The organism is Stenotrophomonas rhizophila, assembly GCF_000661955.1.
Classification (GTDB): domain Bacteria; phylum Pseudomonadota; class Gammaproteobacteria; order Xanthomonadales; family Xanthomonadaceae; genus Stenotrophomonas; species Stenotrophomonas rhizophila.
The window spans coordinates 14175-40954 of record NZ_CP007597.1; the positions used below are offsets into that span (position 1 = coordinate 14175).

Sequence of the window (26780 nt, forward strand, 5' to 3'; positions counted from 1 at the left end):
GGCCGCGTGGGCGGTGCCGCACGCGCGTGCGGACGGATCTGTCCGGCGAGGTGTCGGCATCGATCCGCTTGAAAACGACGTAGCCGATGTTCTGCGCGATTTTAACGGGGCCTTCACCGTCATTCTGAAACAGCCCCGCCGATTTCGCATGCTCGCAATGGCCCGTTATGCTGTCCCCATGCAGCCAAAGAATTACGCCCTTCCCCTGATGTTCCTGTCGCTGGTCACCGCCTCGGTGGCACACGCACGCGGAACCATCGACAAGGTGGAAATCAAAGGACTGGACAAGGGCGACGACGCCGAGATGATCGAGAACATCGAGGTCTCGCTGTCGCTGTACGACACCATCGGCAAGCCCCAGGGCGAGTCGCGGCTGGAGTATCTGTTGTCCCAGGCCGAGCGCCAGACCCGGGAAGCACTGGAGCCGTTCGGCTACTACAACCCGGTGATCAAGGTGGACAGTCCGCGCGAGGGCGAGAACCTGCGGGTGGTGATCCAGGTCGACAAGGGCCCGCCGACGCTGGTGCGGCGCGAGCACATCGACATCACCGGCCCGGCGCAGCTGGACCAGTACCTGCAGGAAGACCTGGAGAAGTTCAAGCCGCGCAAGGGCCAGCGTTTCGAGCATACCCAGTACGAAGCCAGCAAGATCACCGTGACCCGGCGCCTGGCCGAGCGCGGCTATTTCGATGCCGACTACACCCAGCGCCAGGTGCAGGTTACCCGTGCCGACAATGCCGCCGACATCGACCTGACCTGGGACAGCGGCCGCCGTTACAACATGGGCGATATCCGCTTCCACCAGGACTATTTCGTCGACAAGCTGTTCGACCCGCTGGTGTACTGGGAAAAGGGCAGCTATTTCCACGAAGGCAAGCTGGACCGCCTGCGCGAGTCGCTGACCAAGCTGGACTACTTCAGCGTGATCGACATCCAGCCCCGCCCGGACCAGGCCGATGCCAACGGCGACGTGCCGGTGGACGTCAACCTGACCCGGGCCAAGCGGTCGATCTACACCGCCGGCCTGAGCTACGGCAGCGAGAGTGGCGCCGGTGTGCGCGGCGGTCTGGAACGGCGGTTCCTGAACAACCGCGGCCACAAAATGAACACCCAGCTGGACTATGCGCAGAAGCGCAAGAGTCTGGTCACCAGCTACCGCATTCCGGCCTTCGCCTGGCTGGATGGCTGGTACGCCTTCACCGCCAGTGCCTACGATGAGCAGACCGATTACATCGACCTGCGCAACTTCAAGCTGTCGGCCAGCCGCAGCGGTGAAATCAACGAGCACTGGACGGCGATCGCCTCGATCAACGCGCTGCGCGAGCGTTGGCGCTACGCGTCGGGCACCGAGTTCAACGATGCGCTCTACACCACCTCCACGCTGGTCTACCCGCAGCTGGTGGCCGACTACGTCAATGTGGACGACGAGCTGTTCCCGCGCCGCGGCATCAGTGGCAGCGCGACGCTGCGTGGTGGCGTGGAAGGCGTGGGCTCGGACACCAGCTTCGTGCAGGCCAACATGGTGCTGCGCTGGTACGTGCCGATCGGCGACAGCGACCGCCTGATCCTGCGCGGCGAAGGCGGCACCACCTGGACCAGTGACCTGGTGGCGATGCCCCCCAGCCTGCGCTTCTTCGCCGGTGGCGACCGCAGCATCCGCGGTTACGCGTTCCGCGAAGTCGGGCCGCGCACGCCGGCGCCGGACAAGTTCGCACTGGGCGCCAAGAACCTGGTGGTCGGCTCGGCCGAGTATGAGCATTACTTCAAGGGCGGCCCGTGGGGCGCGGCGGTATTCGTCGACACCGGCAGCGCATTCGACAACACCATCGACCTGCACACCGGCGTGGGCTTTGGCGTGCGCTGGAAATCGCCGGTGGGCCCGGTGCGCGTGGATATCGCGCACGGCCTGAACGACCCGGATTCGCAGTTCCAGCTGTACCTGAACATCGGAGCGGACCTGTGAGCACGCCGACCCCGTCCGCACCCGCCACGCCGCCGCGGCCGCGCGTGCGCTTCTACCGCAAGCGCCGCTTCTGGGCGTGGTCCGGCTTCACCGTGCTAGGCCTGGTGCTGCTGGCGCTGCTGCTGGTGTACTGGCTGCTGCAGACCGTGGCCGGTCGCGACGTGCTGCTGGCCCAGGTGGTGGCGCGGCTGCCGGTGGGCGCCACGTTGAAATGGAGCAAGGTCGATGGCCCGGTCGCCGGGCCCCTGGTGCTGCATGACCTGGATTTCCGTTACGACGATATCCACTTCACCGCCGAGCGCGCCTACCTCGATCCGGACATCCGCCCGCTGCTGGGGCGCAAGCTGCAGCTGGACGCGCTGCAGCTCAAGAACGCCTCGCTGAACCTGGCCAAGAGCGATGAGCCGTTCGAACTGCCGTCCTGGCCGGACTCGCTGCCGCAGATTGAAATGCCGCTGGCGATCCAGGCCGACACCATCATCATCGATGGCTTCCGCATCACCCAGGCGCAGCAGCCGCTGATCGACATCGCCACGCTGCGCGGCGGGGTGGAAATCGCCAATGGCGAATTCCGCGCCAGCCAGCTCAAGATCGACAGCGACCTGGGCTACTTCCGCGTGGACGGGCGTTACCTGCCACGCAGCGACTACGACACCGACATCACCATCGGTGCGCGCCTGCCGGCGCCGCTGGGGCGCACGCCCGCGCGGCTGGGCCTGGTGGCACGCGGCGACCTGGGCCATATGGAAGTGGCCGTAGCCGGCAACGCGCCGGCGCCGCTGCAGGCCAGCGTGGTGTTCGACGGCCGCACCGACCCGGTCTGGACGGCCAGCGCACGCACCCGTGAGTTGGATCTGTCGCTGTTGGTACCGGGCATGGATGCCAGCGCCAGCACGCCGATGGCGCTGGATTTCAAGGCCGACGGCAAGGGCGGCCAGGCCAACCTGCAGGGCAGCTTCAAGCAGGGTGACATTGCAGTGGAACTGGCGCCGTCCAAGGTGGGCCTGGCCGACCAGGTGCTGACCGTGGCGCCGCTGCAGGTGAAGGCCTTCGGTGGCCAGGCACGCCTGCAGGGCAAGGCGGATTTCACCGACAAGGAAAACGCCAGCCTGCGCTTCTCGATCGTGGCCAACGACCTGACCTTCGTGCCGGCCGCCGATACCACCACCGCCGGCGCCGCCGCGCCGGTGCCGGTGACGCTGAAAGAGGCGCGGATGGGCCTGGCCGGCACGCTCAAGAACTGGGCGGCGGTGGGCAATGCCTCGGTGGAGCGCGAAAAACAGACCGCCGACCTGACCTTCGATGTGCGCGGCAACGACCAGGCGGCGTCGATCAAGCAGTTGCTGGCCAGTACCCCGGGCGGGTCGCTGGACGTCACCGGCCAGGTGGCGTGGGCACCGCAGCTGGACTGGGACGTGGCCGCCAAGCTGGCCGGATTCGACCCGGGCTATTTCGCACCGGGCTGGGACGGCAAACTGTCCGGCGCACTGGCCTCCAAGGGCCGGCAGTTGCCGCCGCCGGCCGGCAGCCCGGCCGGCACCGCCGGCGCTTACGAAGCCACCGTGGACGTGCCCGGGATCAAGGGCATGCTGCGCAAGCGCACGGTGGACGCACAGGGCAAGTTCGCGCTGCGCGGTGAGCAGGGCGAGGGCAACGTGAAACTGGCGGTGGGCAACAGCCGCCTGACGGCCAAGGGCTCGGTGGGCGACCGGCTGGATATCGACGCGCAGCTGGAGCCGGTGAACCTGGACGACCTGCTGCCGGGCAGCACCGGCAGCCTGCGCGGCCACGTGCTGGTGAAGGGGCCGCGTACCGCGCCGGACATCAGCGCCGACCTGGTGGGCAACGGCCTGCGCTGGAATGACTGGAGCGCCGAGGCGATCAGCATCAAGGGGCGCCTGCCGTGGCAGGGCGACAGCGGCACGCTGGCAGTGCAGGGCCGCAAGGTGCAGGTGGGCATGCTGCTGGATACGCTCAACGTGGATGCGCGCGGCAGCCTGTCCAACCTGCGCCTGGATGCGCAGACCAGGAACGAACTGGGCGCGGTCGCCCTGAGCGGTGACGTGCGCCAGCAGGGCCAGGCCTGGCGCGGCGACCTCACCGCCCTGCGCATCGCGCCGGTGAAGGGCGATGCGTGGAGCCTGCGTGCGCCGGCCACCTTCGGCGTGCAGGGCAGCAACTTCACCCTAAGCGATGCCTGCCTGGGCGCGGCCACCGGCGGCGCGTTGTGCGCCAGCGCCAACTGGCCGCGCGAAGGCCTGCTGGTGCGGGGCGATGCACTGCCGCTGGCGTTGGTGCAGCCGTGGTTGCCGCCGCAATCGGGGCGGCGCATGTACCTGCGTGGCGAACTGACCCTGGACGGCCGCATCCGTCCGCGTGGCAATGCCTTTGAAGGCAACTTCAAGGTGGCCTCGATGGAGGGCGGCATCCGCCTGGGCGACAACGCACGCGGCGAGCTGGTGCGCTACGACCACTTCTCCGCAGACGTGGAAATGACCCAGGCACAGATCAACGCCAAGCTCGGTGTCGGCTTCCAGGGCGACGGCTTCGTCGATGCCAAGGTGCAGACCGGGTGGGATGCCAATGCGCCGCTCACCGGCGAGCTGTACATGAACATTGCGCGGCTGTACTGGCTGGAGCTGTTCTCGCCGGACATCGTGCGTCCGACCGGGCTGATCGAAGGCCACGTCAGCCTGCGTGGCACGCGCGGCACGCCGTCGCTGGGCGGCGAGGCCACGCTGAGCAAGTTCAAGGGCGAGTTCCCGGCGTTGGGCCTGACCTTCGATGAAGGCAAGGGCAGCTTCACCGCGCAGCCCGATGGCTCGGCCAAGATCACCGCGCAGGCCAATTCGGGCCAGGGCACGCTGTTCGTCGATGGCGGGCTGTCCTGGTTCGGCGATGCGCAGCCGTTGCAGCTGCACATCCACGGCGAGAACGTGCTGCTGGCCAATACCCCCGAACTGCGGGTGATTGCCAACCCGAATCTTGATTTCACCCTGGCCGGCACCGCCATGCAGCTGCGGGGCAGCGTGCATGTGCCCGAGGCCGATCTCGACCTGGAACGCCTGGACCGCGGTACCTCCGTGTCCGAGGACGTGGTGGTGCTGGACCCGGTGGATCCGGAAGAAACCCCGACCTCGCCGCTGGACATGGACCTCACCGTCAGCCTGGGCGACAAGGTCAAGATGAGCGGCTTCGGCCTGAAGGGCGCGCTGGGCGGCAAGATGCAGGTGTGGTCGCGCCCGGGCCGGGAGATGACGGCCAACGGCGGGCTGGAAGTCAGCGGGCGCTACAAGGCCTATGGCCAGGACCTGACCATCACCCGCGGCAACCTCAGCTGGAACTACAACGCGGTGGCCGATCCGCGCATCAACATCCGCGCCGAACGCACCATCGGTGACGTGGTAGCCGGTATCGATGTCAGTGGCCGTGCGCAGTCGCCGCGGGTGGATGTGTGGTCGACCCCGGCGATGTCGCAGTCCGAGGCGCTGGCCTACCTGGTGCTGGGACGCAGCCTGACCGGGGCCAGCAGCGACCAGGCCCAGCAGGTCAACGCGGCCTCGGCGGCGATCTCGGCCGGCAGCGGCCTGCTGGCCTCGCAGCTGGGCGCCAAGCTCGGCCTGGACGATGCCGGGGTGAGCCAGTCGCGCGCGCTGGGCGGCTCGGTGATCGGCGTGGGCAAGTACATCTCGCCCAAGCTGTATGTGGGCTACGGCGTGTCGCTGGTCGGCAGCGGCTCGGTGCTGACCCTGAAATACCTGCTGCGGCGCGGCTTCGACGTGGAAGTGGAATCGAGCACGGTGGAAAACCGGGGGTCGTTGAACTGGCGAAAAGAAAAGTAGATCACGACCGTTGGTCGTGATGCCGGTGCTTGCCCACCATCGACCGTTGGTCGTGATGCCGGTGCCTGCCCAACCATCGGCCGTTGCCCCTGCCGGGCGCAGCGGCTATGGTCCCGGGCTGTTCTGACGTACCGGAAGTGCCCATGTCGCCACGCAAACCCCTGACCGCCGCCCTGGCCCTTGGCCTGACCCTCGCCGCCGGCACCCACGCCGATGAAGGCATGTGGATGCCGACCCAGCTGCCGGACCTGGCCAAGCCGCTGAAGGCGGCCGGCTTCAAGGGCAATCCGGCCGACCTGGCCAACGTCACCGCGCCGCCGCTGAGCGCGGTGGTGCGTGCCGGTGGCGGTACCGGTTCGTTCGTGTCCGCCGACGGCCTGCTGCTGACCAACCACCACGTGGCGATGGGCGTGATCCAGTACAACAGCTCGCCCGAGCACAACCTGATCGACAACGGCTTCATTGCCCAGGGCCGCAGCGACGAACGTGCGGCCAACCCGGACTTCCGCGTGCTGGTCACCACCGGCTTCGACAAGGTCACCGACGAGGTGCTGCGCGACGCGCGCGGCAAGACCGGGCGCGCCTATTTCGATGCGGTCGACCGTGCCAGCAAGCAGCTGGTGGCCGACTGCGAGAAGGAAGGCAACGTGCGCTGCAGCGTGGCCGACATGTACTACGGCACCGACTTCTACCGCATCCGCCAGCTGGAGCTGAGCGACGTGCGGCTGGTGTACGCGCCGCCGCGTGCGATCGGCAACTACGGCGATGAGATCGACAACTTCATGTGGCCGCGCCACACCGGCGACTTCACCCTGCTGCGTGCCTATGTGGGCAAGGACGGCAAGCCGGCCCCGTACAGCCCGGACAACGTGCCCTACCAGCCGCCGGCGCACCTGAAGATGGCCATCGATGGGCCGAAGACGGGCGATTACGCGATGCTGGCCGGCTACCCGGGCATCACCTACCGGCACCGTACCGCCGCCGAGTTCGCCAGCCAGATCGACGCGGTGCTGCCGCGCCGGGTGGCGGTGTTCCAGCAGATGATCGACACCATCGAGGCGGCCACCGCCAAGGATGCGCAGGCGCGTACCCGCTACGCCTCGCAGCTGCAGTCGCTGAAGAACAACCGCAAGCGCGCCGCCGGCGAGCTGGAAGGCCTGCTGCGCAGCGATGCCAAGGCCCAGCGCGCCAGCGATGAAGGCGCGATGCTGAAGGCTACCGACGCCCAATTCCAGGGCGACATCCAGGCGCTGCTGGGCTCGCTGTCGCAGGGCGCGTCGGTGGGTGAACGCGACCTGCTGCTGGACCTGCTGTCGGCGCAGAGCCAGCTGCTGCGGTCGGCGCTGACCCTGGAACGCCTGCGCATTGAATCGGCCAAGCCCGATGCCGAGCGCGAAAGCGGCTACCAGCAGCGCGACCTGGCGTTGATCGAAGGCACCTTGAAGCAGGTGCAGCGTCGCTATTCGCCCGAGGTGGAAAAGGCGCTGCTGACCACGCTGCTGACCCGCTACCAGCAGCTGCCCGAGGCACAGCGCGTGCCCGAGTTCGACGCGGCCTTCGGGCGCACCCCGGCGGCGCTGGCAAAGGCGCTGGACGGCCTGTATGCCAGCACCACGCTGGGTGAGGAAGCCCAGCGCCTGTCGCGGTTTGCCGCGGCAAAGGACGGCAAGCCGCTGGCGCGCGACCCGCTGATCGACCTGGCCGGCCCGCTGGTGGCCGCGCAGCTGCGCCTGGACGACCAGAGCAAGGCCCGCGCCGGTGAACAGCTGCGCCTGCGCCCGGCCTACATGCAGGCGCTGTTTGCCTGGCGCGCGAAGCAGGGGCGCGCGGTGTACCCCGATGCCAACCGCACGCTGCGCATCAGCTACGGCAAGGTGGAAGCGCTGTCGCCGCGCGATGCGGTGCATTTCGACCCGGTGACCACCGTGGCCGGCATCGTGGAAAAGAACACCAACGCCTATCCGTTCGACGCGCCCAAGCCGCTGCTGGCCGCGATCGCCAAGGGCGACTTCGGCTCCACCGCCGACCCGGTGCTGAAGACCCAGACGGTCAACTTCCTGACCAACCTGGACACCACCGGCGGCAACTCCGGCTCGCCGGTGCTCAACGCCAAGGGCGAGCTGATCGGGCTGAACTTCGACAGCAACTGGGAATCGGTGAGCGCCAGCTGGTGGTTCGACCCGCGCTACAAGCGCGCCGTGCACGTGGACATGCGCTACCTGCGCTGGTTGCTGGCCAAGGTGTACCCGGCGCCCGAGCTGCTGAAGGAAATGGGCGTTCCGGCGGAATGAGCCGGGGCGGGTCACGACCGACGGTCGTGACCTACCGGTTGGGTGGGGCGTGAACGGTCCGGTGGGGCGGGCGTGACCGGTCCGGTGGGGCGATGGGCGTCACCGCCCCGGTAGGTGCCCACCGTTGGTGGGCACGGTGCCGGCAATCACGGCCAACCGTTGTGGTCGGCCGGCCGATTGGGCGGTGGCGATGTTTCCATCACGACCAACGGTCGTGATCTACTGCTGTTTACCCTGACGGAATCACCTCGTGGTCTCCAGCTGGATCCTGCTGTTGGTATCGGTGGCCTATGCCGCGCTGTTGTTCGGCGTGGCGTGGTGGGGCGACCGTCGCCCGATGTACCCCGACCGGCCGTGGCTGCGGCCGGTGGTCTACAGCCTGGCGCTGGCGGTGTACTGCTCGTCGTGGACCTTCTACGGGGCGGTGGGCACGGCGGTGCGCAACGGCATCGGTTACCTGCCGATCTACCTGGGGCCGCTGCTGCTGTGGCTGTTCGGCTGGCGCATCATCGAGCGTCTGGCGCTGATCGCGCGCAGCCAGAACGTGGTGTCCATCGCCGACTTCATCTCCTCGCGGTTCGGGCGCTCGCGGCGGCTGGCCGCGCTGGTGGCGGTGATCGCGCTGATCGGCATCGTGCCGTACCTGGCGCTGCAGTACAAAGCGGTGGCGATGAGCCTGCAGGTGCTCACCGGCAATGTCGGGCCCACCGGCTTCTTCACCGATCCGGCGCTGTACGTGGCCCTGCTGATGGCGCTGTTTGCCACTCTGTTCGGTACCCGCCAGGTGGATGCCACCGAGCACCACCACGGCATGATGCTGGCCATCGCGCTGGAATCGCTGATCAAGCTGATCGCGATGGTGGCGCTGGGGTTGTTCGCCTACCTGTGGCTCAACGACCGTACCGACGCGGTGCTGGAGTCGGCGCATACGCTGTTTGCCGGGTTGCCGCCGGTCGGGTTCATCTCGCAGACCCTGCTCAGCTTCCTGGCCATCATCTGCCTGCCGCGCCAGTTCCACGTCGCGGTGGTGGAGTGCGGCGACGTGCGGGACATCCGCCGCGCGCGCTGGATGTTCGGTGCGTACCTGGTGATCATCTCGGCGATGGTGATCCCGATCGCCACCGCCGGCGTGACCCTGTTCGGCACCGGCGGCAGTGTCGCCGACGACAGCATGGTGCTGGCCCTGCCGCTGGCCGAAGGCCGCAAGTTCCTGGCGCTGGTGGCCTACGTGGGCGGCTTCTCGGCGGCCACCGGCATGGTCATCGTGGCCTCGATCGCGCTGGCCACCATGGTCAGCAACGACCTGGTGATGCCGGTGCTGCTGCGCCGCAGTGGCGACCACCAGGAAGCGGCCGACGTGGCCTCGCGGGTGCTGTGGATCCGGCGCACCGCGATCCTGCTGCTGGCGCTGGCCGCCTACAGCTACTACCGCGGCAGCAGCAATGACAGCACGCTGGCTTCGTATGGGTTGATGGCGTTCGCGGCGGTGGCGCAGTTCGCGCCCGGGCTGATCGGCGGCCTGTACTGGCGCGGGGCCAGCCGCCGGGGCGTGGAAGTGGGCATGCTGCTCGGCTTCGCCACCTGGGTGTACACGCTGCTGCTGCCGGCGCTGACCCATGCCGGCTGGATGGACGCGGCGTGGCTGGTGCAGGGGCCGTTCGGCATTGACTGGCTGCGGCCGCAGCGCCTGTTCGGCATGAGCGGCTGGGACCCGCTGACCCACGGCACGTTCTGGTCGCTGCTGGTCAATGCCGCGGCGATGCTGCTGGTGTCGGTACGCTGGCGCCCGGGCGTCGACGAACGCCTGCGCGCGGCGCCCTTCCTGGACCCGTATGCACAGCGGCCGTCGGTGGCCGGGGCGTGGCCGGGCCATGTGCACGTCGAGGACCTGCTGGCCCTGGCCTCGCGGGTGGTCGGCGACCGCCATGCGCGGCGCTCGTTCTTCGAGCAGGCCCAGTCGATGGGCCGCGAGCTGCAGGCGTCCGCGCCGGCGGACCGGGCCTGGGTGCAGTTCACCGAGCGCCTGCTGGCCGCCTCGATCGGCGCGGCATCGGCGCGCCTGCTGCTGACCAGCCTGCTGCGCGGCTCGGGCATGGACCTGGGCGAAGTGGTGGCGGTGCTGGACGAAGCCGGCCAGGAGCTGCGCTTCAACCGCGAGATCCTGTCCACCACGCTGGAGAACATCAGCGCCGGGGTCAGCGTGGTCGACCCGGACATGCGCCTGACCGCGTGGAACCGCCGCTACCAGCAGATGTTCGGCTACCCCGACGGCATGCTTTACGTGGGCCGCCCGGTGGCCGACCTGATCCGCTACAACGCCGAACGCGGCGAGCTGGGCGAGGGCGACATCGACGTGCAGATCAACCGCCGCATCGGCTACATGCGGGCCGGCTCGCCGCACATCTTCGAGCGCACCCGCAGCGACGGCAAGGTTATCGAAATGCGGGGCCAGGCACTGCCCGGCGGCGGCTATGTCACCAGCTACAACGACATTACCGATTACAAGCACGCCGAAAAAGCGCTGCTGGAAGCCAACGAAACCCTGGAGCAGCGCGTGGCCGAGCGCTCGCACGAGGCCGAGGTGGCGCAGCAGTCCAAGACGCGCTTCCTGGCGGCGATCAGCCACGACGTGCTGCAGCCGTTGAACGCCGCGCGGCTGTTCGCCTCCGCGCTGCGCGAGAGCCACCACAACAACGAAGAGCAGCGCCACCTGGCCGAGCGCGTGGATGCCTCGCTGCGCGCGGCCGAGGAGCTGCTGGACGGCCTGCTGGACGTGTCGCGGCTGGATGCGGGCGGGCTGCACCCGGTGATCGGCGATTTCGACGTGAGCCTGTTGATGCGCGAGCTGGCCGCGCAGTACTCGCCGGTGGCGGCAGGGCGCGGGTTGCGCCTGGACCTGTTCGCGCGCCCGGCCTGGATCCGCAGCGACCGCCGGCTGTTGCGCCGGGTGCTGCAGAACTTCCTGGCCAACGCGTTGCGCTACACCCGGCAGGGCCGGATCGTGCTGGCGGTGCGCCACCGTGGCGACGAGGTGGAGCTGCAGGTCTGGGATACCGGGCCGGGCATTCCCGAGCACCACATGCAGCAGATCTTCGACGAGTTCCACCGCTACCAGCAGCCCTTCGACTGGGGCGAGCAGGGCTTGGGGCTGGGGCTGTCGATCTGCCAGCGCATCTCGCGCCTGCTCGACCACCGGCTCAACGCACGCAGCCGGGTGGGCAGCGGCAGCATGTTCTCGATCATGCTGCCGCGGGTGGACGCGCCGGTGCTGCCGCAGTCGGCCCTGGCATCGCCGACGCCCACCCCGACCCGGACCGATTCACTGGCCGGCATGCGCGTGCTGTGCGTGGACAACGACCAGGAAATCCTGGACGGCATGCGCGCGCTGCTCGGACGCTGGGGCGTGGAGGTGATCACCGCCAGCACGGTGGACCAGGCGCTGGAGAAGGTGGACCTGCACCCGGACGTGATGCTGGTGGACTACCACCTGCACGACCGGCTGGATGGCCTGGATACGCTGGTGGCACTGCGCGACAAGGCCGGGCGCGCGATTCCGGGGGCGTTGCTGACCGCCGACGGGCGCGACGAACTGAAGCGGATGGCGCGCGAGCGCGGCTACCGGTTGCTGACCAAGCCGATCAAGCCGGCCTCGCTGCGTGCCTTCCTGGCCGCCTTCCACGCGCCGCGCGGCGACATGTAGCCGCGCGGCGGTGGGGCAGGGCGCATCAGCCCATGGCGCCGCTGAGGTGTTCGTACAGGATCGTCGAGCCGATGATGATCAGGATGATGCCGCCGATGATCTCGGCGCGCTTGCCGACCATGTTGCCCAGCACGCGGCCCAGCATGACCCCGGCGGTGACCATGGTGAAGGTGCACAGACCGATCACCAGCGCCATCACGCCGATGTGGACATCCAGGAAGGCCAGGCCGATACCGACCGCCATCGCATCGATGCTGGTGGCAAAGCCGGTGACGGCCAGGCGCCAGAAACCATGGTGTTTGCTGGTGTCTTCATCCTCGGCACTGTCATCGGGCCGGATGCCGTTGATGATCATGTGCACGCCCAGCGCACCGAGCAGGCCGAACGCGATCCAGTGGTCGAACGCTTCGACGTACTGCAGGGCGGCGCGGCCCAGCAGCCAGCCGATCACCGGGGTGATGGCTTCGATGACGCCGAAGATGAGGCCGGCGCGCAGCGCATCGGGGAAGCGTGGCTTGCGCATGGCCGCGCCTTTGCCGATCGCCGCGGCGAAGGCATCGGTGGACATGGCAAAGCCGATCAGCAGGATCGAAAGGGGAGACATAGGGGTACACGGCAGGTCGGGCGATTGCGAGCAACGGACCGCGAACGCGCCCAACCTGTCGTTGCGCACGCGGACCGCTGGTCTCGCCAACCACGATGGCTACCCGCACCACGGCGCACTGGCCGAGTATGTTGATGCGGGCGATTCCTGCAGCAGGAATCCGGCTACTCCCCAAGGGGACGCGAAGCTTAGCACCGGGCTCACCGGATCGATCATTTACCGGCAATTGCGCAGGCAACGCTGGCTTTCATAGCCCCGGCTATAAGCCGGGGCGGGTAGAGCCGACCGTTGGTCGGCTGCCCTTGTCCGCCCACCACGCAATTTCCCCACCGTTCGCACAGCACCGCCACGCAGCGGCCGCATGAACCCACCACCAACCTGCCTGGATGCCGGTAGGGTCGCGCCCCAGCCGACTGCCGATACACGTGCAGCGTTCGGGAACGGCATGACCTTCAACGAAGCAGAGGCCACAGCCGGCGCCGTTCAAACGTCATGCCGATATCGAACGCGGGAGCCGCATCGGCAGTCGGCTGGGGCGCGACCCTACCGGCCGGGGTCAAGAACACCCAGACCGTCGCAGCGAGGATATGCAACCGCCGCACCCTCGACGGGTAGAGCCGACCGTTGGTCGGCTGCCCCTTTTCCGCCCACCACGCAATCTCCCCACCGTTCGCGCATCACAGCGACGAAACGGCCCACACAAACGCATCATCAACCGGCCAGGTCACCGGTAGGGTCGCGCCCCAGCCGACTGCCGATACACGTGCAGCGTTCGGGAACGGCATGACCTTCAACGAAGCAGACGCCACAGCCGGCGCCGTTCAAAGATCATGCCGATATCGAACGTGGGGGCCGCATCGGCAGTCGGCCGGGGCGCGACCCTACCGGTCTCACATCACGCACACCGCCCTCGTCGCCACGTGGATACGCAACCGACCGCCGCCCTCAATCCTCTTCCGGCGGCAACACGATCTGTTCGTCGTCGATGGCCAGCTTGCCGGCCATCAGCACGGCCTGGGTGCGGTTGGTCACGCCCAGCTTGCGCAGGATTGCGGTGACGTGGGCCTTGATCGTCGCCTCGGACACGTTGAGGTCGTAGGCGATCTGCTTGTTGAGCCGGCCGGCGCCCAGCATCTGCAGCACTCGGAACTGCTGCGGGGTGAGTTCGCGCAGGCGCTGGCCGATTTCGCGTTCCTCGCGCCCGGTCGGCGGCACGTTGTGTGCTTCCGGTGGGGCCCAGGTTTCACCATCGAGGATGGTGCCCAGCGCATGGCCGATGGTGTCCGAATCGGCGGATTTGGGAATGAACCCGAATGCGCCATGGTCCAGCGCACGCCGCATCACGGTGGGTTCTTCGCGCGCGGACACCACCACCACCGGCAGCTGCGGGTGCAGGGCGCGCATGTGCACCAGCGCGTTGAAGCCCTGCGCACCGGGCATGTTGAGGTCCATCAGGACCAGGTCGGCGTCGGTGTGCTGGTCGGCCAGCTGGTACAGCGCTTCCACGCTGTCGGCTTCAAACAGCTGCACGCCGGGAATGACGCGTTGCACGGCCCCGCGAAGGGCTTCGCGGAACAGCGGGTGGTCGTCGGCAATCAGAAGGGTTGTCATGGTGGGGGCCATGTTGCGAAAGGGGTAACACGACGTAACGGAACGAGTGCATCGAGATGACAACCCCCTGAGTCAGGGGGCGGGGCGCGGGTGAGGGTGAGAAGGGCCCCACGGTCCGCTTGCAGACCGTGGGAGCGACAGCGCGAATGCGATGTGGCGACCCTTACTTCACCTTGCGCTCTTCCACCAGCGACGCCACCACCGACGGATCGGCCAGGGTCGAGGTATCGCCCAGCTGGTCCGGCGCGTTCTCGGCGATCTTGCGCAGGATGCGGCGCATGATCTTGCCCGAGCGCGTCTTGGGCAGGCCCGGCGCCCACTGCAGGTGGTCGGGCGCGGCGATCGGTCCGATCTCCTTGCGCACCCAGGCGATCAGTTCCTTGTGCAGGTCATCGCTCGGCGTTTCTTCGGCGATCAGGGTGACATAGGCATAGATGCCCTGGCCCTTGATGTCGTGCGGGAAACCGACCACGGCCGCTTCGGCCACCTTCGGGTGCGAGACCAGCGCGCTTTCCACTTCGGCGGTGCCGATGCGGTGGCCGGACACGTTGATCACATCGTCCACGCGGCCGGTGATCCAGTAGTAGCCGTCTTCATCGCGACGGCAGCCGTCGCCGGTGAAGTAGCTGCCCGGGTAGGTACGGAAATAGGTGTCGATGAAGCGCTGGTGGTCGCCATACACGCTGCGCATCTGGCCCGGCCACGAATCGCGGATGATCAGGTTGCCCTCGGTGGGGCCGTCCTGGATCTCGCCTTCGGCATTGACCAGCGCCGGCTGCACGCCGAAGAAGGGCAGGGTGGCCGAACCCGGCTTGAGATCGACCGCGCCCGGCAGCGGGGAAATCAGGATGCCGCCGGTTTCGGTCTGCCACCAGGTGTCCACGATCGGGCAGCGGCTGTCGCCGACCACCTCGTAGTACCAGCGCCACGCTTCGGGATTGATCGGCTCGCCGACACTGCCCAGCAGGCGCAGCGAGGCACGCGAGGTGCGCTTCACCGGTGCCTCGCCTTCCCGCATCAACGCGCGGATGGCAGTGGGTGCGGTGTAGAAGATGGTCACCTGGTGCTTGTCGATCACCTCCCAGAAACGCGAGGTGTTCGGGAAGTTCGGCACGCCCTCGAACATCAGCGAGGTGGCGCCGTTGGCCAGCGGGCCGTACACGATGTAGCTGTGACCGGTGACCCAGCCCACGTCGGCGGTGCACCAGTAGATGTCGTCCTCGCGCAGGTCGAACACTGCCTCATGGGTGTAGGACGCATACAGCAGGTAACCGGCGGTGGTGTGCAGCACGCCCTTGGGCTTGCCGGTGGAACCGGAGGTGTAGAGGATGAAAAGCGGGTCTTCGGCGTTCATCCGCTCCGGTTCGCACTGCGCCGGCTGCGCATCGACCACATCGTGGAACCAGCGGTCGCGCGGGGCCTGCATGTCCACCGCGCCGCCGGTGTGGCGCACCACCAGCACGGTCTCCACGGTGGTGGTGCCGGGCAGCTTCAGTGCCGCATCCACGTTGGCCTTCAGCGGAATCTTGCGGCCACCGCGCAGGCCTTCGTCGGCGGTGATGATCAGCTTGCTGGCGCAGTCGATCACGCGATCGGCGATCGAGTTCGGCGCGAAGCCGCCAAATACCACCGAGTGCACCGCGCCGATGCGCGCACAGGCGAGCATGGCCACGGCGGCGTCGACGATCATCGGCAGGTAGATGGTGACCCGGTCGCCCTTCTGCACGCCCAGGTTGCGCAGCGCATTGCCCAGCCGGCACACGCGCTCGTACAGCTCGCGGTAGGTGACGCCCTGCGACGGTGCGTCGGGGCTGTCCGGTTCGAACAGCAGCGCGACCTTGTCACCGCGCTGCTCGAGCTGGCGGTCCAGGCAGTTGACGCTGGCGTTGAGCTCGCCGTCCTCGAACCACTTGATGCGGAAATCGTCGAGGTTGTAGCTGACGTTCTTGATCGTGGTCGGCTGCTTGAACCACTGCAGGCGCTGCGCGGCCTTGCCCCAGAAAGCATCCGGGTGCTCGATCGACTCACGGTAGAGCGTTTCGTACGTGTTCTTGTCAATGCGCGCCTTGGCGGAAAAATCCGCCTTGACGGGATAAAGATCGGCCATGGCACCCTCACTTGCAACAGGACTTGGGTTGTGCGGTCGCAACATAAGGTGCGACCTCTCCCCCTCAGTTTGCCGCATCCACCCTGCTTCGCGGTGGATGGGTGGTTAGACCATGGTCGAACGCGGCAGGAACGTGGGGAACGGGTCAGGTTGGCGCGTGCGGTGTGGGCAGCAAGCGGCTGTCGGCGGGTGTCGGGTGCGTTTGGGCCCGTGGGAAGGGGGCGTGGCGCTATCTGTGAGGAAGAGCGTACCGACCAACGGTCGGTACCTGCCCAGGTGCCTGTGGCACCTGCCGTCCGCCGTTGGCGCCCGGGTCGTGCTTGCCCGGCGGGCGCGTACGACTAATGGCCAATAGCCGTTGCGGGCGCGGCGGCCCCACTGTCGGCTCGACCGTGCCCAGCGCGGCGTTCGCATTGCCACCCGGGAGAGAGGGCAACATGAGCCACCGTTTATTGAAGACGACACGCCGGCCGTTGGCGGCCGCCCTGTTCGTTGCATTGATCGCACCAGGCGTTGCATTCGCCGATACCGCCAAAGAGAAGGCGCTGGAAGCACGCATCGCCGAGCTGGAGCGCCAGGTGCAGATGCTGGTCAATACCAGCCAGCAGCAACAGACCCAGATCAGCCAAGCCCAGACCGACGTCACCGCGGTGAAGACCGTGCAGGCCCAGCAGCCATTGGCTGCGCAGGTGCCGGCCGGCAAGCAGCCGATCCAGGTCACCACCATCACGCCGGGCGCCGCGCCGGGTACCACGGTCAAGATCGGTGGCTTCATCAAGGCCGACTTCCTGGCCACCCAGACCGGTGATGGCCAGCTGGCCGACGACGCCACCGGCCGCGCGTTGTACCTGCCGGGCCAGACCCCGGTGGCCGGTGCCGGCGGCAGCGGCAAGCGCTCGGACGTGGACTACAACGCCCACGCCAAGTTCTCGCGCTTCAACCTGGGCATCGACAACGTCAGCGAAGGCGGCAACAAGGCCGGCGCGTTCTTCGAGATGGATTTCTTCGGCAACTCGCTGGGCAACCAGACCGCCACCAATACCTACGGCGTGACCCTGCGCCACGCGTACATGTACTGGAACAACTGGCTGGCCGGCCAGACCTGGTCCAACTTCATGGACGCCGCCTCGCTGCCCGAAGCAGCCGACTTCGTCGGGCCGACCGACGGCGTGCTGTTCGTGCGCCAGGCGCAGATCCGCTACACCCAGGGCGGCTTCAGCGTTGCGCTGGAAAACCCGGAAACCACTGTGCTGACCGGCACCCGCAACCCGATCACCGGGGCGTGGACGAATGTGGCCAGCAACTCCGACCGCGGTGCGCTGCCCGACCTGACCCTGCGTTACGGCTGGAAGGGCGATTGGGGCACCTTCGGCGTAGGCGGCGTTGTGCGCCAGCTGCAGATCGACAACCAGACCACCGGCGCCAAGGCCGACAAGATCGGCGGCGGCCTGACCCTGGGCGGCAAGTGGGTGATGGGCAGCAGCGATACGCTGCATTACCAGATCAGTGGCGGCGAAGGTATCGCCCGTTACGTAGGCCTGGGCGTCACCGCCGATACCGCCTATGACATCGCCCGCGACGAGCTCAACCCGACCGGCGTGCTGGCCGGCTACGTGGGCTGGCGCCATGCGTTCACCCCGAAGCTGCGCACCAACCTGATCTACGCCCGCAGCGACTACGACAATGACGGCAGCCTGGGCCCGCTGGTCACCAAGAGCGTGCAGAGCATCCGCGGCAACATCTTCTACACGCCGATGCCCAAGGTCGATATCGGTGCCGAGTACATGTACGGCGTGCGCGAGATCGAGGACGGGCGCAAGGGTGACATCAACCGCCTGCAGTTCACCACGAAGTACAGCTTCTAAAAAATGTGTGCCGACCAACGGTCGGCACCCACACAACTAGAAACCACCCGACCAACACTGCGATTGCCGACCAACGGTCGGCACTACCGAGGGGATGCTTCCCATGTCAACAACACCCGCACCTGCCACGCTTACCCAGGGACACAAGAAGGTCATCTTCGCGTCCAGCCTGGGGACGGTCTTCGAGTGGTACGACTTCTTCCTGTACGGCTCGCTCGCGGCGATCATCGCCAAGCAGTTCTTCAGTGGCGTCAACGAAACCACAGGCATGATCTTCGCCCTGCTGGCCTTCGCCGCCGGCTTCTTCGTGCGTCCGTTCGGCGCGGCCTTCTTCGGCAGCCTGGGCGACCGTATCGGCCGCAAGTACACCTTCCTGGTCACGATCCTGATCATGGGCATCTCGACCTTCCTGGTCGGCGTGCTGCCCAACTACGCGTCGATCGGCTTTGCCGCGCCGGTGATCCTGATCATCCTGCGCCTGGCCCAGGGCCTGGCGATGGGCGGCGAGTACGGTGGCGCGGCCACCTACGTGGCCGAGCATGCACCGGCTGACAAGCGTGGCCTGTACACCAGCTTCATCCAGTGCACCGCGACGCTGGGCCTGTTCATGTCGCTGCTGATCATCCTGGCCTGCCGCTACTTCCTGGGCAACGAAGCCTTCGAAGCCTGGGGCTGGCGCATTCCGTTCCTGGTGTCCATCGTGCTGCTGGGCGTGTCGGTGTGGATCCGCCTGCAGCTGAGCGAGTCGCCGCTGTTCCAGCAGATGAAGGCCGAAGGCAAGGGCTCCAAGACCCCGTTCCGTGACAGCCTCAAGGGCGGCAACCTCAAGCTGATGCTGCTGGTGCTGCTGGGTGCCGCGGCCGGCCAGGCCGTGGTGTGGTACGGCGGCCAGTTCTACGCGCTGTTCTTCCTGAGCAGCATGCTCAAGGTCGACGCCACCACCTCCTACCTGCTGATCGCCGCCGCGCTTGCACTGGGCGTGCCGTTCTTCATCTTCTTCGGCTGGCTGTCCGACCGTATCGGCCGCAAGAAGATCATCCTGGCCGGCTGCCTGCTGGCCGCCATCACCTACATCCCGATCTTCAAGGGCCTGACCCACTTCGCCAACCCGGCCATCGAAGAAGCCCGCACCAATTCGCCGGCGCTGGTAGTGGCCGATCCGAACACCTGCTCGTTCCAGTTCGATCCGGTTGGCATGCGCAAGTTCACCAGCTCCTGCGACGTGGCCACCGCCGCGCTGACCAAGGCAGGCGTGCCGTACGAAGTGAAGCCGGCCGGCGCCGGTTCGCTGGCGATCATCAATGTCGGCAGCGCGAGCGTCACCTCCTACGAGGCCGCCGGCCTGACCAAGGAAGAGGGCAAGGCCAAGGCCGATGCGTTCGGTGCCGAGCTGAAGACCGCCCTGACCACCGCCGGCTACCCGGCCAAGGCCGACAACGCACGCGTCAACATTCCCGGCACGATCTTCATGCTGTGGCTGCTGGTGCTGTACGTGACCATGGTCTACGGCCCGATCGCCGCCTACCTGGTCGAGCTGTTCCCGACCCGCATCCGCTACACCTCGATGTCGCTGCCGTATCACATCGGCAACGGCTGGTTCGGTGGCTTCCTGCCGGCGATTTCCTTCGCGCTGGTGGCCGGTACCGGCAACCTCTACTACGGCCTGTGGTACCCGATCATCATCGCGTTGATGACGGTCGTGGTTGGCGGTCTGTTCCTGAAGGAAACCCGCGGGGTGGACATCACCAAGTAACGGTGCGCCACACGGCATCACCAAGGGGCCGCGATGCAGATCGCGGCCCTTTTCGTTCCCGGTAGTGCCGGCCGCTGGCCGGCAACCACGCACACCCTTCCGAAGGCGACGTACTGCCGGCCGCTGGCCGGCTCCATGCGCTTTCGGAGACACGGGCGAGGTTGCCGGCCAGCGGCCGGCACTACCGGTGACTACCGGTGACACGCGCTCACGCAGCGTGCCGCTATAGTCGGCCCATGAGCGATACCCACACCGATCCCGCCGCGCTACCGGCACTCCTGCACACCCTGCGTATGGCCTGGCAGGCCAACCGACCGTCGCTGGACCAGCGCCGCGACGACCTGCTGCGCCTGCGCGCGGCGTTGAAGGCGCGCCTGCCGCAGATGGCCGACGCCATCTCGGCCGACTTCGGCCACCGCTCCACCCACGAATCCATGATCGCCGATGGCATGACCGTGCTCGGCGACATCGACCACCTGCTCAAGCACCTGCGCCGCTGGGCACGGCCGCGCCGGGTCGGCGTGGGCTGGCGGTTCTGGCCGGCGCGCGCGCAGACCCGCGCGGTGCCGCTGGGCGTGGTCGCGGTGATCTCGCCGTGGAATTACCCGGTCAACCTGGCCCTGATTCCGCTGGCCACCGCGATTGCCGCGGGCAACCACGTCATCCTCAAGCCCTCCGAACATACGCCGCGCACCAGCGCGTTCCTGCAGGCGCTGCTGGCCGAGGTGTTCCCGGCCGACCGCGTGGCGGTGGTGCAGGGCGACGGTGCGCTGGCCAGTGCCCTGGCCGGCTCGCCGCTGGACCACCTGGTGTTCACCGGCTCCACCGCCATCGGCCGCAAGGTGATGGCCGCCGCGGCCCAGCACCTCACTCCGCTGACCCTCGAGCTCGGCGGCAAGTCACCGGCCATCGTCTGCAGCGACTACCCGCTGGACAAGGCCGCCGCACGCCTGGCCACCGGCAAGTGGTTCAACGCCGGCCAGACCTGCATCGCCCCGGACTACGTGCTCATCGATGGCGCCCGCCAGCGCGAGCTGGTGCAGCAGCTGCAGACCCAGGTGCGCACGCGCTACGGTAATTTCAGCGACGCCACCGACTACACCCGCATCATCCACGAGGGCCAGTACCAGCGTCTGCGCGGCTACCTGGACCAGGCCCGTGCGCGCGGCGTGCCGGTAATCGAGCTGGCCACGGTGGATCCCGAACGTGCCGCACGCGAACGCCTGATCGTGCCGACCATCGTGCTCGACCCGCCGGCCGACCTGGACCTGATGCAGGAGGAAATCTTCGGCCCGATCCTGCCGGTCTGCGCGTATCCCAGCCTGGACGCCGCCCTGGCCGAGGTGCAGGGCCGCGACCGGCCGCTGGCGCTGTACGTCTTCAGCCAGCAGCGTGACACGGTTGAACGCGTGCTCGGGCAGGTGGTGGCCGGCGGTATCACCGTCAACGACACCCTGCTGCACTTCGCCATCAACGACCTGCCGTTCGGCGGCGTTGGCCCGAGCGGCATGGGCGCCTACCACGGCCGCGCCGGCTTCGATGGGCTCAGCAAGCAGCTGCCGATCCTGTGGCAGTCGCGCTGGGCCGCGAGCGACCTGCTCAAACCGCCGTATTCGAAGATCGCCGGGATGCTCAAGGCGCTGGTGCGCTGACCCGCAGCCGGTAGCACGGCCGCGGAGCGGACGGGGTCAGCGCGAGGAGCGGCCTTCGTGGAACCACGCGTAGGCGGCCGCCTCCAGATCGCCTTCTTCGGCGATCACCGAACCGTCTTCGTCCAGCACGGTGTAGTGACGCTGGTCGCCGCCCAGCGCGGCGCTGCCGTCCAGCCCGAGCAGCAGGGTGTACATGGCATCGGTGGCGAACACATCGAGCACCTCCCGCAACTGCTGTGCCTGCGTGGGTGACAGCGCCATCGCGGCGATCCGTGCTGCCGATTCCGTGCCCGGGGCCCAGGCGGCGGCCAGCAGCTGTTCTTTCTCGGCGTACCACTTGGCTACGAAGGCGTCTGCGTCCATGGGGTTTCCGTGCGATCGGGGGCCACAGCGTAGCGTGCGCAACGGCGATGCAGCTGTCCGCGATGCCCGGGTTGCACGGGGTTGCCGGCCAGCGGCCGGCACTACCGCGCCCACCGAGCAGCGGCCGGCATTGCCCGCGCCCACCGACCACCGGTCGGTGGCTACCCGGTAGAATGGCGCGCATGAAAATCGCCTCCTGGAACGTCAATTCGCTCAACGTGCGCCTGCCGCACCTGGAACAATGGCTCACGGCGTTTGCGCCGGACGTGGTCGGTATCCAGGAAACCAAGATGGAGGACCACAAGTTCCCCGACGCGGTGCTGGCCGGGCTGGGGTACCGCAGCGTGTTTGCCGGGCAGAAGACCTACAACGGCGTCGCGCTGCTGTCGCGCGAACCGGCGCAGGACGTGCAGATCGGCATTCCCGGGTTCGAGGATGAGCAGAAGCGCGCCATCGCCGGTACCGTCAACGGCGTGCGCATCATCAACCTGTACGTGGTCAACGGCCAGGACGTGGGCACCGACAAGTACGCCTACAAGCTGCGCTGGCTGGAAGCGGTGCACGCCTGGGTCGAGGCCGAGCTGGCCCGCTACCCCGAGCTGGTGGTGATGGGCGACTTCAACATCGCCCCGGACGCGCGGGATGTGAACGACCCGCTGGTCTGGAACGAGAACCACATCCTGACCTCCACCGCCGAGCGCGGCGCCCTCAACAAGCTGCTGAAGCTGGGCCTGCACGATGCCTTCCGCCTGCACAGCGAGGAAGAAGGCGTGTTCAGCTGGTGGGATTACCGCGCGGCCGGTTTCCGCCGCAATCTGGGCCTGCGCATCGACCTGACCCTGGTTTCGGATGCGCTCAAGGCGCGTGCGCTCGCCTCGGGCATCGACCGCGAACCGCGCACCTGGGACCGCCCCAGCGACCACGCCCCGGCGTGGGTGCAGCTGGGGTAATGCCGGCCGCCGGCTGGCCTGCAGGGTGCGGCACGTGGTGAGGCGCCCCATACAACAAGGCCCGGCAGTGCCGGGCCTTGTTGCACAATCGGCGTTCGAACCGCCGTGTACCGACCAACGGTCGGGCGTTACCGGACGCTTCGACGCGTAAACAGATTCACGATCGCCAGCAGGATCACCGCGCCGATCAACGAGAACAGGAACGTACGGATCGTGATCGCTTCGTTGATGCCACCGCCGAACAGCCAACCGGCCAGCAAGGCGCCGATGATGCCAACCACGATGTTGAGGATGATGCCTTGTTGCGCGTCGCGCTTCATGATGATGCTGGCAAGCCAGCCCACGATGCCGCCGACGATCAGCCAGATGATGATGCCCATAGCGTTGACTCCCGGTTTGCGTGAACGACCGGGCCAGTTGACGGCAGCCCCCGTGAAATCACCGTGCAGCCGTCCTCACCGGGTGTGGGCATGACCCTGCCGGCCACCCCCGGCGGTCCGTGGCAGTTCGGCCCGGTCACGGTCTGGTGCCTGCCGCACGTCAACGGCACCCGGGGCGAGCCGCAGGCGCGGGTGCTGCTGGCCGATCAGCTGGGCGGCACGCCGGACACCCTGCCGCTGCAGCGCGACGCCCGCGGCCGCCCCGAACTGCACGGCCCGCTGGCGCACATCGGCACCGGCTGGAGCCACAGCCATGGCCTGCTGCTGGTAGCGATGGCCGAACGCGTCCGGCTGGGCGTGGACCTGGAGCCGCTGCGCCCACGCCCGCGCATGGTGGAAATCATCGAGCGCTTCTTCCACCCGGCCGAGGTTGCCTGGCTGCTGGGGCTGGACGAGGCCACCCGCAATCCGTGGTTCTTCCGGGTCTGGTGCGCCAAGGAAGCCATCCTCAAGGCGCAGGGGCAGGGCATTTCCTTTGGTCTGCACCGCCTGCAGCTGGCCCCGGACGCCGAAGGCCGCCTGCACCTGGCCTGGTGCGACCCGGAGCTGGGCGACGCGGCGCGCTGGCACCTGCACGAATGGCAGGCGGCGGCGGATTTCCGCGCGGCGCTGGCGTGGCATGTGATGTGAGAGGGGCAGCCCGGCCGACGGTCGGGGTTACGGGCAGAGCAGCCGACCAACGGTCGGCTCTACCGGGGTGCGATAATGGCGGCATGAAAGAACACACTCTCCCTGCCGGCGTGGCCGATGCGCTTGAGCGCGGCCTGGCCGCCATGCAGCTGGACGCCGCGCTGGCGCCGCCGCTGCTGACCTACCTGACCCTGCTCGACCGCTGGAACCGCACCTACAACCTCACCGCCATCCGCGACCCGCTGGAGATGGTCACCCGCCACCTGCTCGACTCGCTGGCCATGCAGCCCTACCTGGAGGCCGGCACCTTGGCCGACCTGGGCACCGGCCCCGGCCTGCCCGGCATCCCGCTGGCCATCGCCCGCCCGCAGCTGCAGGTGACCCTGGTCGAAAGCAACGGCAAGAAGGCGCGCTTCATGCGCGAAGCCGTGCGCCAGCTCGGCCTGACCAATGCCCGCGTGGCCGAATCGCGGGCCGAAGCGCTTGCCGAACCGGGCGCCTACGACCACCTGACCGCCCGCGCCATGGATACCCTGGCCGGCATCATCGCCGTCGGCGGTCATCTGCTGCGCCCGGGCGGCCGCCTGCTGGCCATGAAAGGCGTGCACCCGCATGACGAAATTGCCCAGCTGCCGGCCGGCTGGACGGTTGAACAGGTGCTGCCGCTGCACGTGCCCGGCCTGACCGGTGAGCGCCATCTGGTGGTGGTGGCCGGTCCCTGACCGGTCCCCGGCGCGCGCCGGCCTGCGGCTGCGCGCGTGCCCTCATATCGGCGGCAACGCCCGCCACAGCTGCCGCTGCGGTGTCCACCGGGCGCATGCCAGGCGCCCCATCGAGGTCGCGGGCGCCTGTCGGCGCGCATCTCACAGTGCATGACACGCCCCATATACGCATAATGACCAGTCCCACTCCCTGCCGATGAGGCTCACACGCATGGCCCGCATCATCGCCATCGCCAACCAGAAAGGTGGCGTCGGCAAGACCACGACCGCCGTCAATCTGGCCGCCTCCCTGGCTGCTGCACCCAAGCGCGTGCTCCTGGTCGACCTGGATTCCCAAGGCAATGCGACCATGGGCAGCGGCGTGGACAAGCGTGAAGTCGCCGCGTCCACCTGCGACCTGCTGCTGGGCGAAGCCACCGCTGCCGAAGTCCGGGTCACCACCCCGGAAGGGTTCGACCTGCTCCCGGGCAACATCGACCTGACCGCCGCCGAGATCCAGCTGATGGACCAGGGCGAGCGCGAGCAGCGCCTCAAGCGCGCCCTGGCCCCGGTCCGTGACGAGTACGACTTCATCCTGATCGACTGCCCGCCGGCGCTGTCGCTGCTGACCCTGAACGCCCTGGCCGCCGCCGATTCGGTGATCGTGCCGATGCAGTGCGAGTACTACGCGCTGGAAGGGCTGAGCGCGCTGGTGGAAACCATCGAAGCGCTGCGCGCCAACCTCAATCCCAGCCTGGAGATCGAGGGCGTGCTGCGCACCATGTTCGACGTGCGCAACAACCTGGCCAACGCGGTGTCGGCCGAGCTCACCGAACACTTCGGCGACCGCGTGTTCCGCACCATCGTGCCGCGCAACGTGCGCCTGGCCGAAGCACCCAGCCACGGGCAGAGCATCGTCGGTTACGACCGCGCCTCGCGGGGCGGCGTTGCCTACCTCGGCCTGGCCGGCGAGATCATCCGCCGCCACCAACAACGCAACACGGCCGATAAAGCCCTGGAGACCGCCTGATGAGCACCAAGCCCGCCCTCGGCAAGAAACGCGGCCTCGGCCGCGGCCTCGATGCGCTGCTGGGGCCCAAGGGTGCGGTGACCCAGGTACAGGCGGCCGCGGTGATCGAGCCCATGCCGGGTGAAGTGCTGCGCAAGCTGCCGGTAGGCCAGCTGCAGCCGGGCAAGTACCAGCCGCGCCGCGACATGGACGAAACCAAGCTCGCCGAGCTGGCCGAATCCATCAAGGCGCAGGGCGTGATCCAGCCGATCCTGGTCCGCCAGCTCGGCCCGGACAGTTTCGAAATCGTCGCCGGCGAACGTCGCTGGCGCGCCTCGCAGCTGGCCGGCCTGGACGAAGTGCCGGTGGTGGTGCGCGAGCTGGAAGACCGCACCGTCATCGCGATGGCGCTGATCGAGAACATCCAGCGCGAAGACCTCAACCCGCTGGAAGAAGCCGAAGCGCTGCAGCGCCTGATCAGCGAGTTCGCGCTCACCCACGCCGAGGCGGCCCAGGCGGTGGGCCGTTCGCGCGCGGCGGTGTCCAATCTGCTGCGCCTGCTTGAGCTGCCGATCGCGATCCGCCTGCTGCTGGAAACCCGCCGGCTGGAAATGGGCCATGCGCGTGCGCTGCTCACCCTCGCCCCGGAACTGGCCAGCAAGCTGGCCCAGGAAGCGGCCGACCAGGGCTGGTCGGTGCGCGAAGTGGAACACCGTGCGCAGCAGTTCGCGGCCGGCAAGGTGCCCGGCTCGCTGCGCAAGAAGCCGGCGGCCAGCGCGCCGCAGGCCGACATCGCCTCGCTGGAAACCGAGCTGTCCGAATCGCTGGGCGCCCGCGTGGCGATCAACCACGGGCGTGGCGGCAAGGGCAAGCTGATCATCCATTACACCGACCTGGACACGCTGGATGGCGTGCTCGAACGACTGCGCGCACAGAAGGGCTGAGTCCCCCGCCGGCGCAAGAGGATCATCCCCCCGCAATGAACCCTGCCAAGGTCGACCGCAACCATCTGTTGCGTCTGACCGACCTGCCGAATGTCGGGCCGGCCTGTGAGAAAGATCTGCGTCTGATCGGTATCCGCGTCCCTGCGCACCTGCGCGACCGCGATGCCTACGACATGTATGCGCAGCTCTGCATGCGCACCGGGGTGATGCATGACCCGTGCGTGATCGACGTGTTCCTGTCGATCGTGCGCTTCATGCAGGGTGAGGCACCGCGCCCGTGGTGGAATTTCAGCAAGGAACGCAAGGCCACGCTGGCCAAGGATGCGCCGCTCACGTTGTGGTGACGCAGTCCGGG

At 67.9% G+C, this 26780-nt stretch carries 18 protein-coding genes; 13 read left to right on the plus strand and 5 right to left on the minus strand.

Going from position 1 to position 26780, the window contains the following annotated elements; genetic code table 11:
* The first annotated feature begins 178 nt into the window (after positions 1 to 178).
* The 4 genes from DX03_RS00065 to DX03_RS00080 all read left to right on the plus strand — a co-directional run bounded on the left by DX03_RS00065 (position 179) and on the right by DX03_RS00080 (position 11796).
* A complete protein-coding gene (locus DX03_RS00065; protein ID WP_185753416.1) occupies positions 179 to 1963 on the plus strand; it encodes an autotransporter assembly complex protein TamA in 1785 nt (594 codons plus the stop codon).
* Positions 1960 to 5805 carry a translocation/assembly module TamB domain-containing protein gene (locus tag DX03_RS00070; RefSeq protein ID WP_038685432.1) on the plus strand — a complete coding sequence of 1282 codons (3846 nt, stop codon included), beginning with the start codon at positions 1960 to 1962 and terminating at the stop codon, positions 5803 to 5805. Before DX03_RS00065 ends, DX03_RS00070 begins: the two co-directional genes overlap by 4 nt.
* 143 nt (positions 5806 to 5948) lie before the next feature.
* Positions 5949 to 8096, plus strand: a complete 2148-nt coding sequence (locus DX03_RS00075; protein WP_038685434.1) for a S46 family peptidase — start codon at positions 5949 to 5951, stop codon at positions 8094 to 8096.
* Positions 8097 to 8346: 250 nt separating this feature from the next.
* The gene (locus tag DX03_RS00080; protein WP_038685436.1) at positions 8347 to 11796 is read left to right on the plus strand and encodes a hybrid sensor histidine kinase/response regulator; all 3450 of its coding nucleotides are present in this window, start codon (positions 8347 to 8349) and stop codon (positions 11794 to 11796) included.
* A gap of 25 nt (positions 11797 to 11821) precedes the next feature.
* On the opposite strand, the gene DX03_RS00085 is transcribed toward DX03_RS00080, so the two are convergent.
* The 3 genes from DX03_RS00085 to acs all read right to left on the minus strand — a co-directional run bounded on the left by DX03_RS00085 (position 11822) and on the right by acs (position 16118).
* Positions 11822 to 12400 (minus strand): manganese efflux pump MntP, encoded by a 579-nt coding sequence (locus DX03_RS00085; RefSeq protein ID WP_038685438.1) that lies wholly within the window; start codon positions 12398 to 12400, stop codon positions 11822 to 11824.
* 945 nt (positions 12401 to 13345) lie between these two features.
* Positions 13346 to 14011 carry a response regulator transcription factor gene (locus DX03_RS00090; RefSeq protein WP_038685440.1) on the minus strand — a complete coding sequence of 222 codons (666 nt, stop codon included), beginning with the start codon at positions 14009 to 14011 and terminating at the stop codon, positions 13346 to 13348.
* A gap of 163 nt (positions 14012 to 14174) precedes the next feature.
* Positions 14175 to 16118 (minus strand): acetate--CoA ligase, encoded by a 1944-nt coding sequence (acs, locus tag DX03_RS00095; RefSeq protein WP_038685442.1) that lies wholly within the window; start codon positions 16116 to 16118, stop codon positions 14175 to 14177.
* Positions 16119 to 16555: 437 nt separating this feature from the next.
* On the opposite strand from acs, the gene DX03_RS00100 reads away from it, so the two are divergent.
* The 3 genes from DX03_RS00100 to DX03_RS00110 all read left to right on the plus strand — a co-directional run bounded on the left by DX03_RS00100 (position 16556) and on the right by DX03_RS00110 (position 21388).
* Positions 16556 to 17983, plus strand: coding sequence for a DcaP family trimeric outer membrane transporter (locus tag DX03_RS00100; RefSeq protein ID WP_038685444.1), 1428 nt, complete (start codon positions 16556 to 16558; stop codon positions 17981 to 17983).
* Positions 17984 to 18086: 103 nt separating this feature from the next.
* Entirely contained in the window at positions 18087 to 19736 is a 1650-nt protein-coding gene (locus DX03_RS00105; protein WP_038685446.1) for an MFS transporter, read from the plus strand.
* A 236-nt stretch (positions 19737 to 19972) separates the two neighbouring features.
* Positions 19973 to 21388 carry a coniferyl aldehyde dehydrogenase gene (locus DX03_RS00110; protein ID WP_038685448.1) on the plus strand — a complete coding sequence of 472 codons (1416 nt, stop codon included), beginning with the start codon at positions 19973 to 19975 and terminating at the stop codon, positions 21386 to 21388.
* A gap of 36 nt (positions 21389 to 21424) precedes the next feature.
* Here the strand turns inward: DX03_RS00110 and DX03_RS00115 are convergent, their stop codons facing one another.
* The gene (locus tag DX03_RS00115) at positions 21425 to 21751 is read right to left on the minus strand and encodes a hypothetical protein (protein ID WP_038685450.1); all 327 of its coding nucleotides are present in this window, start codon (positions 21749 to 21751) and stop codon (positions 21425 to 21427) included.
* 182 nt (positions 21752 to 21933) lie between these two features.
* Between DX03_RS00115 and xth the strand changes: the two genes are divergently transcribed.
* Positions 21934 to 22701, plus strand: coding sequence for an exodeoxyribonuclease III (gene xth / locus DX03_RS00120; RefSeq protein WP_038685452.1), 768 nt, complete (start codon positions 21934 to 21936; stop codon positions 22699 to 22701).
* Positions 22702 to 22829: 128 nt separating this feature from the next.
* Here the strand turns inward: xth and DX03_RS00125 are convergent, their stop codons facing one another.
* Positions 22830 to 23081, minus strand: coding sequence for a GlsB/YeaQ/YmgE family stress response membrane protein (locus tag DX03_RS00125; protein ID WP_038685456.1), 252 nt, complete (start codon positions 23079 to 23081; stop codon positions 22830 to 22832).
* 90 nt (positions 23082 to 23171) lie between these two features.
* Here DX03_RS00125 and DX03_RS00130 point away from each other — a divergent pair, with 90 nt between their 5' ends.
* From DX03_RS00130 to DX03_RS00150, 5 genes are all read left to right on the plus strand, one after another.
* On the plus strand, positions 23172 to 23771 hold the full coding sequence (locus DX03_RS00130; RefSeq protein WP_038685458.1) for a 4'-phosphopantetheinyl transferase family protein: 600 nt from the start codon (positions 23172 to 23174) through the stop codon (positions 23769 to 23771).
* A gap of 83 nt (positions 23772 to 23854) precedes the next feature.
* Positions 23855 to 24493 carry a 16S rRNA (guanine(527)-N(7))-methyltransferase RsmG gene (rsmG, locus tag DX03_RS00135; RefSeq protein WP_038685460.1) on the plus strand — a complete coding sequence of 213 codons (639 nt, stop codon included), beginning with the start codon at positions 23855 to 23857 and terminating at the stop codon, positions 24491 to 24493.
* Positions 24494 to 24704: 211 nt separating this feature from the next.
* The gene (locus DX03_RS00140) at positions 24705 to 25502 is read left to right on the plus strand and encodes a ParA family protein (protein ID WP_038685462.1); all 798 of its coding nucleotides are present in this window, start codon (positions 24705 to 24707) and stop codon (positions 25500 to 25502) included.
* Complete coding sequence (locus DX03_RS00145; RefSeq protein WP_038685464.1) at positions 25502 to 26425, plus strand: ParB/RepB/Spo0J family partition protein; 924 nt, start codon at positions 25502 to 25504, stop codon at positions 26423 to 26425. Before DX03_RS00140 ends, DX03_RS00145 begins: the two co-directional genes overlap by 1 nt.
* 35 nt (positions 26426 to 26460) lie before the next feature.
* A complete protein-coding gene (locus DX03_RS00150; RefSeq protein WP_038685466.1) occupies positions 26461 to 26769 on the plus strand; it encodes a helix-hairpin-helix domain-containing protein in 309 nt (102 codons plus the stop codon).
* Positions 26770 to 26780: the final 11 nt, after the last annotated feature.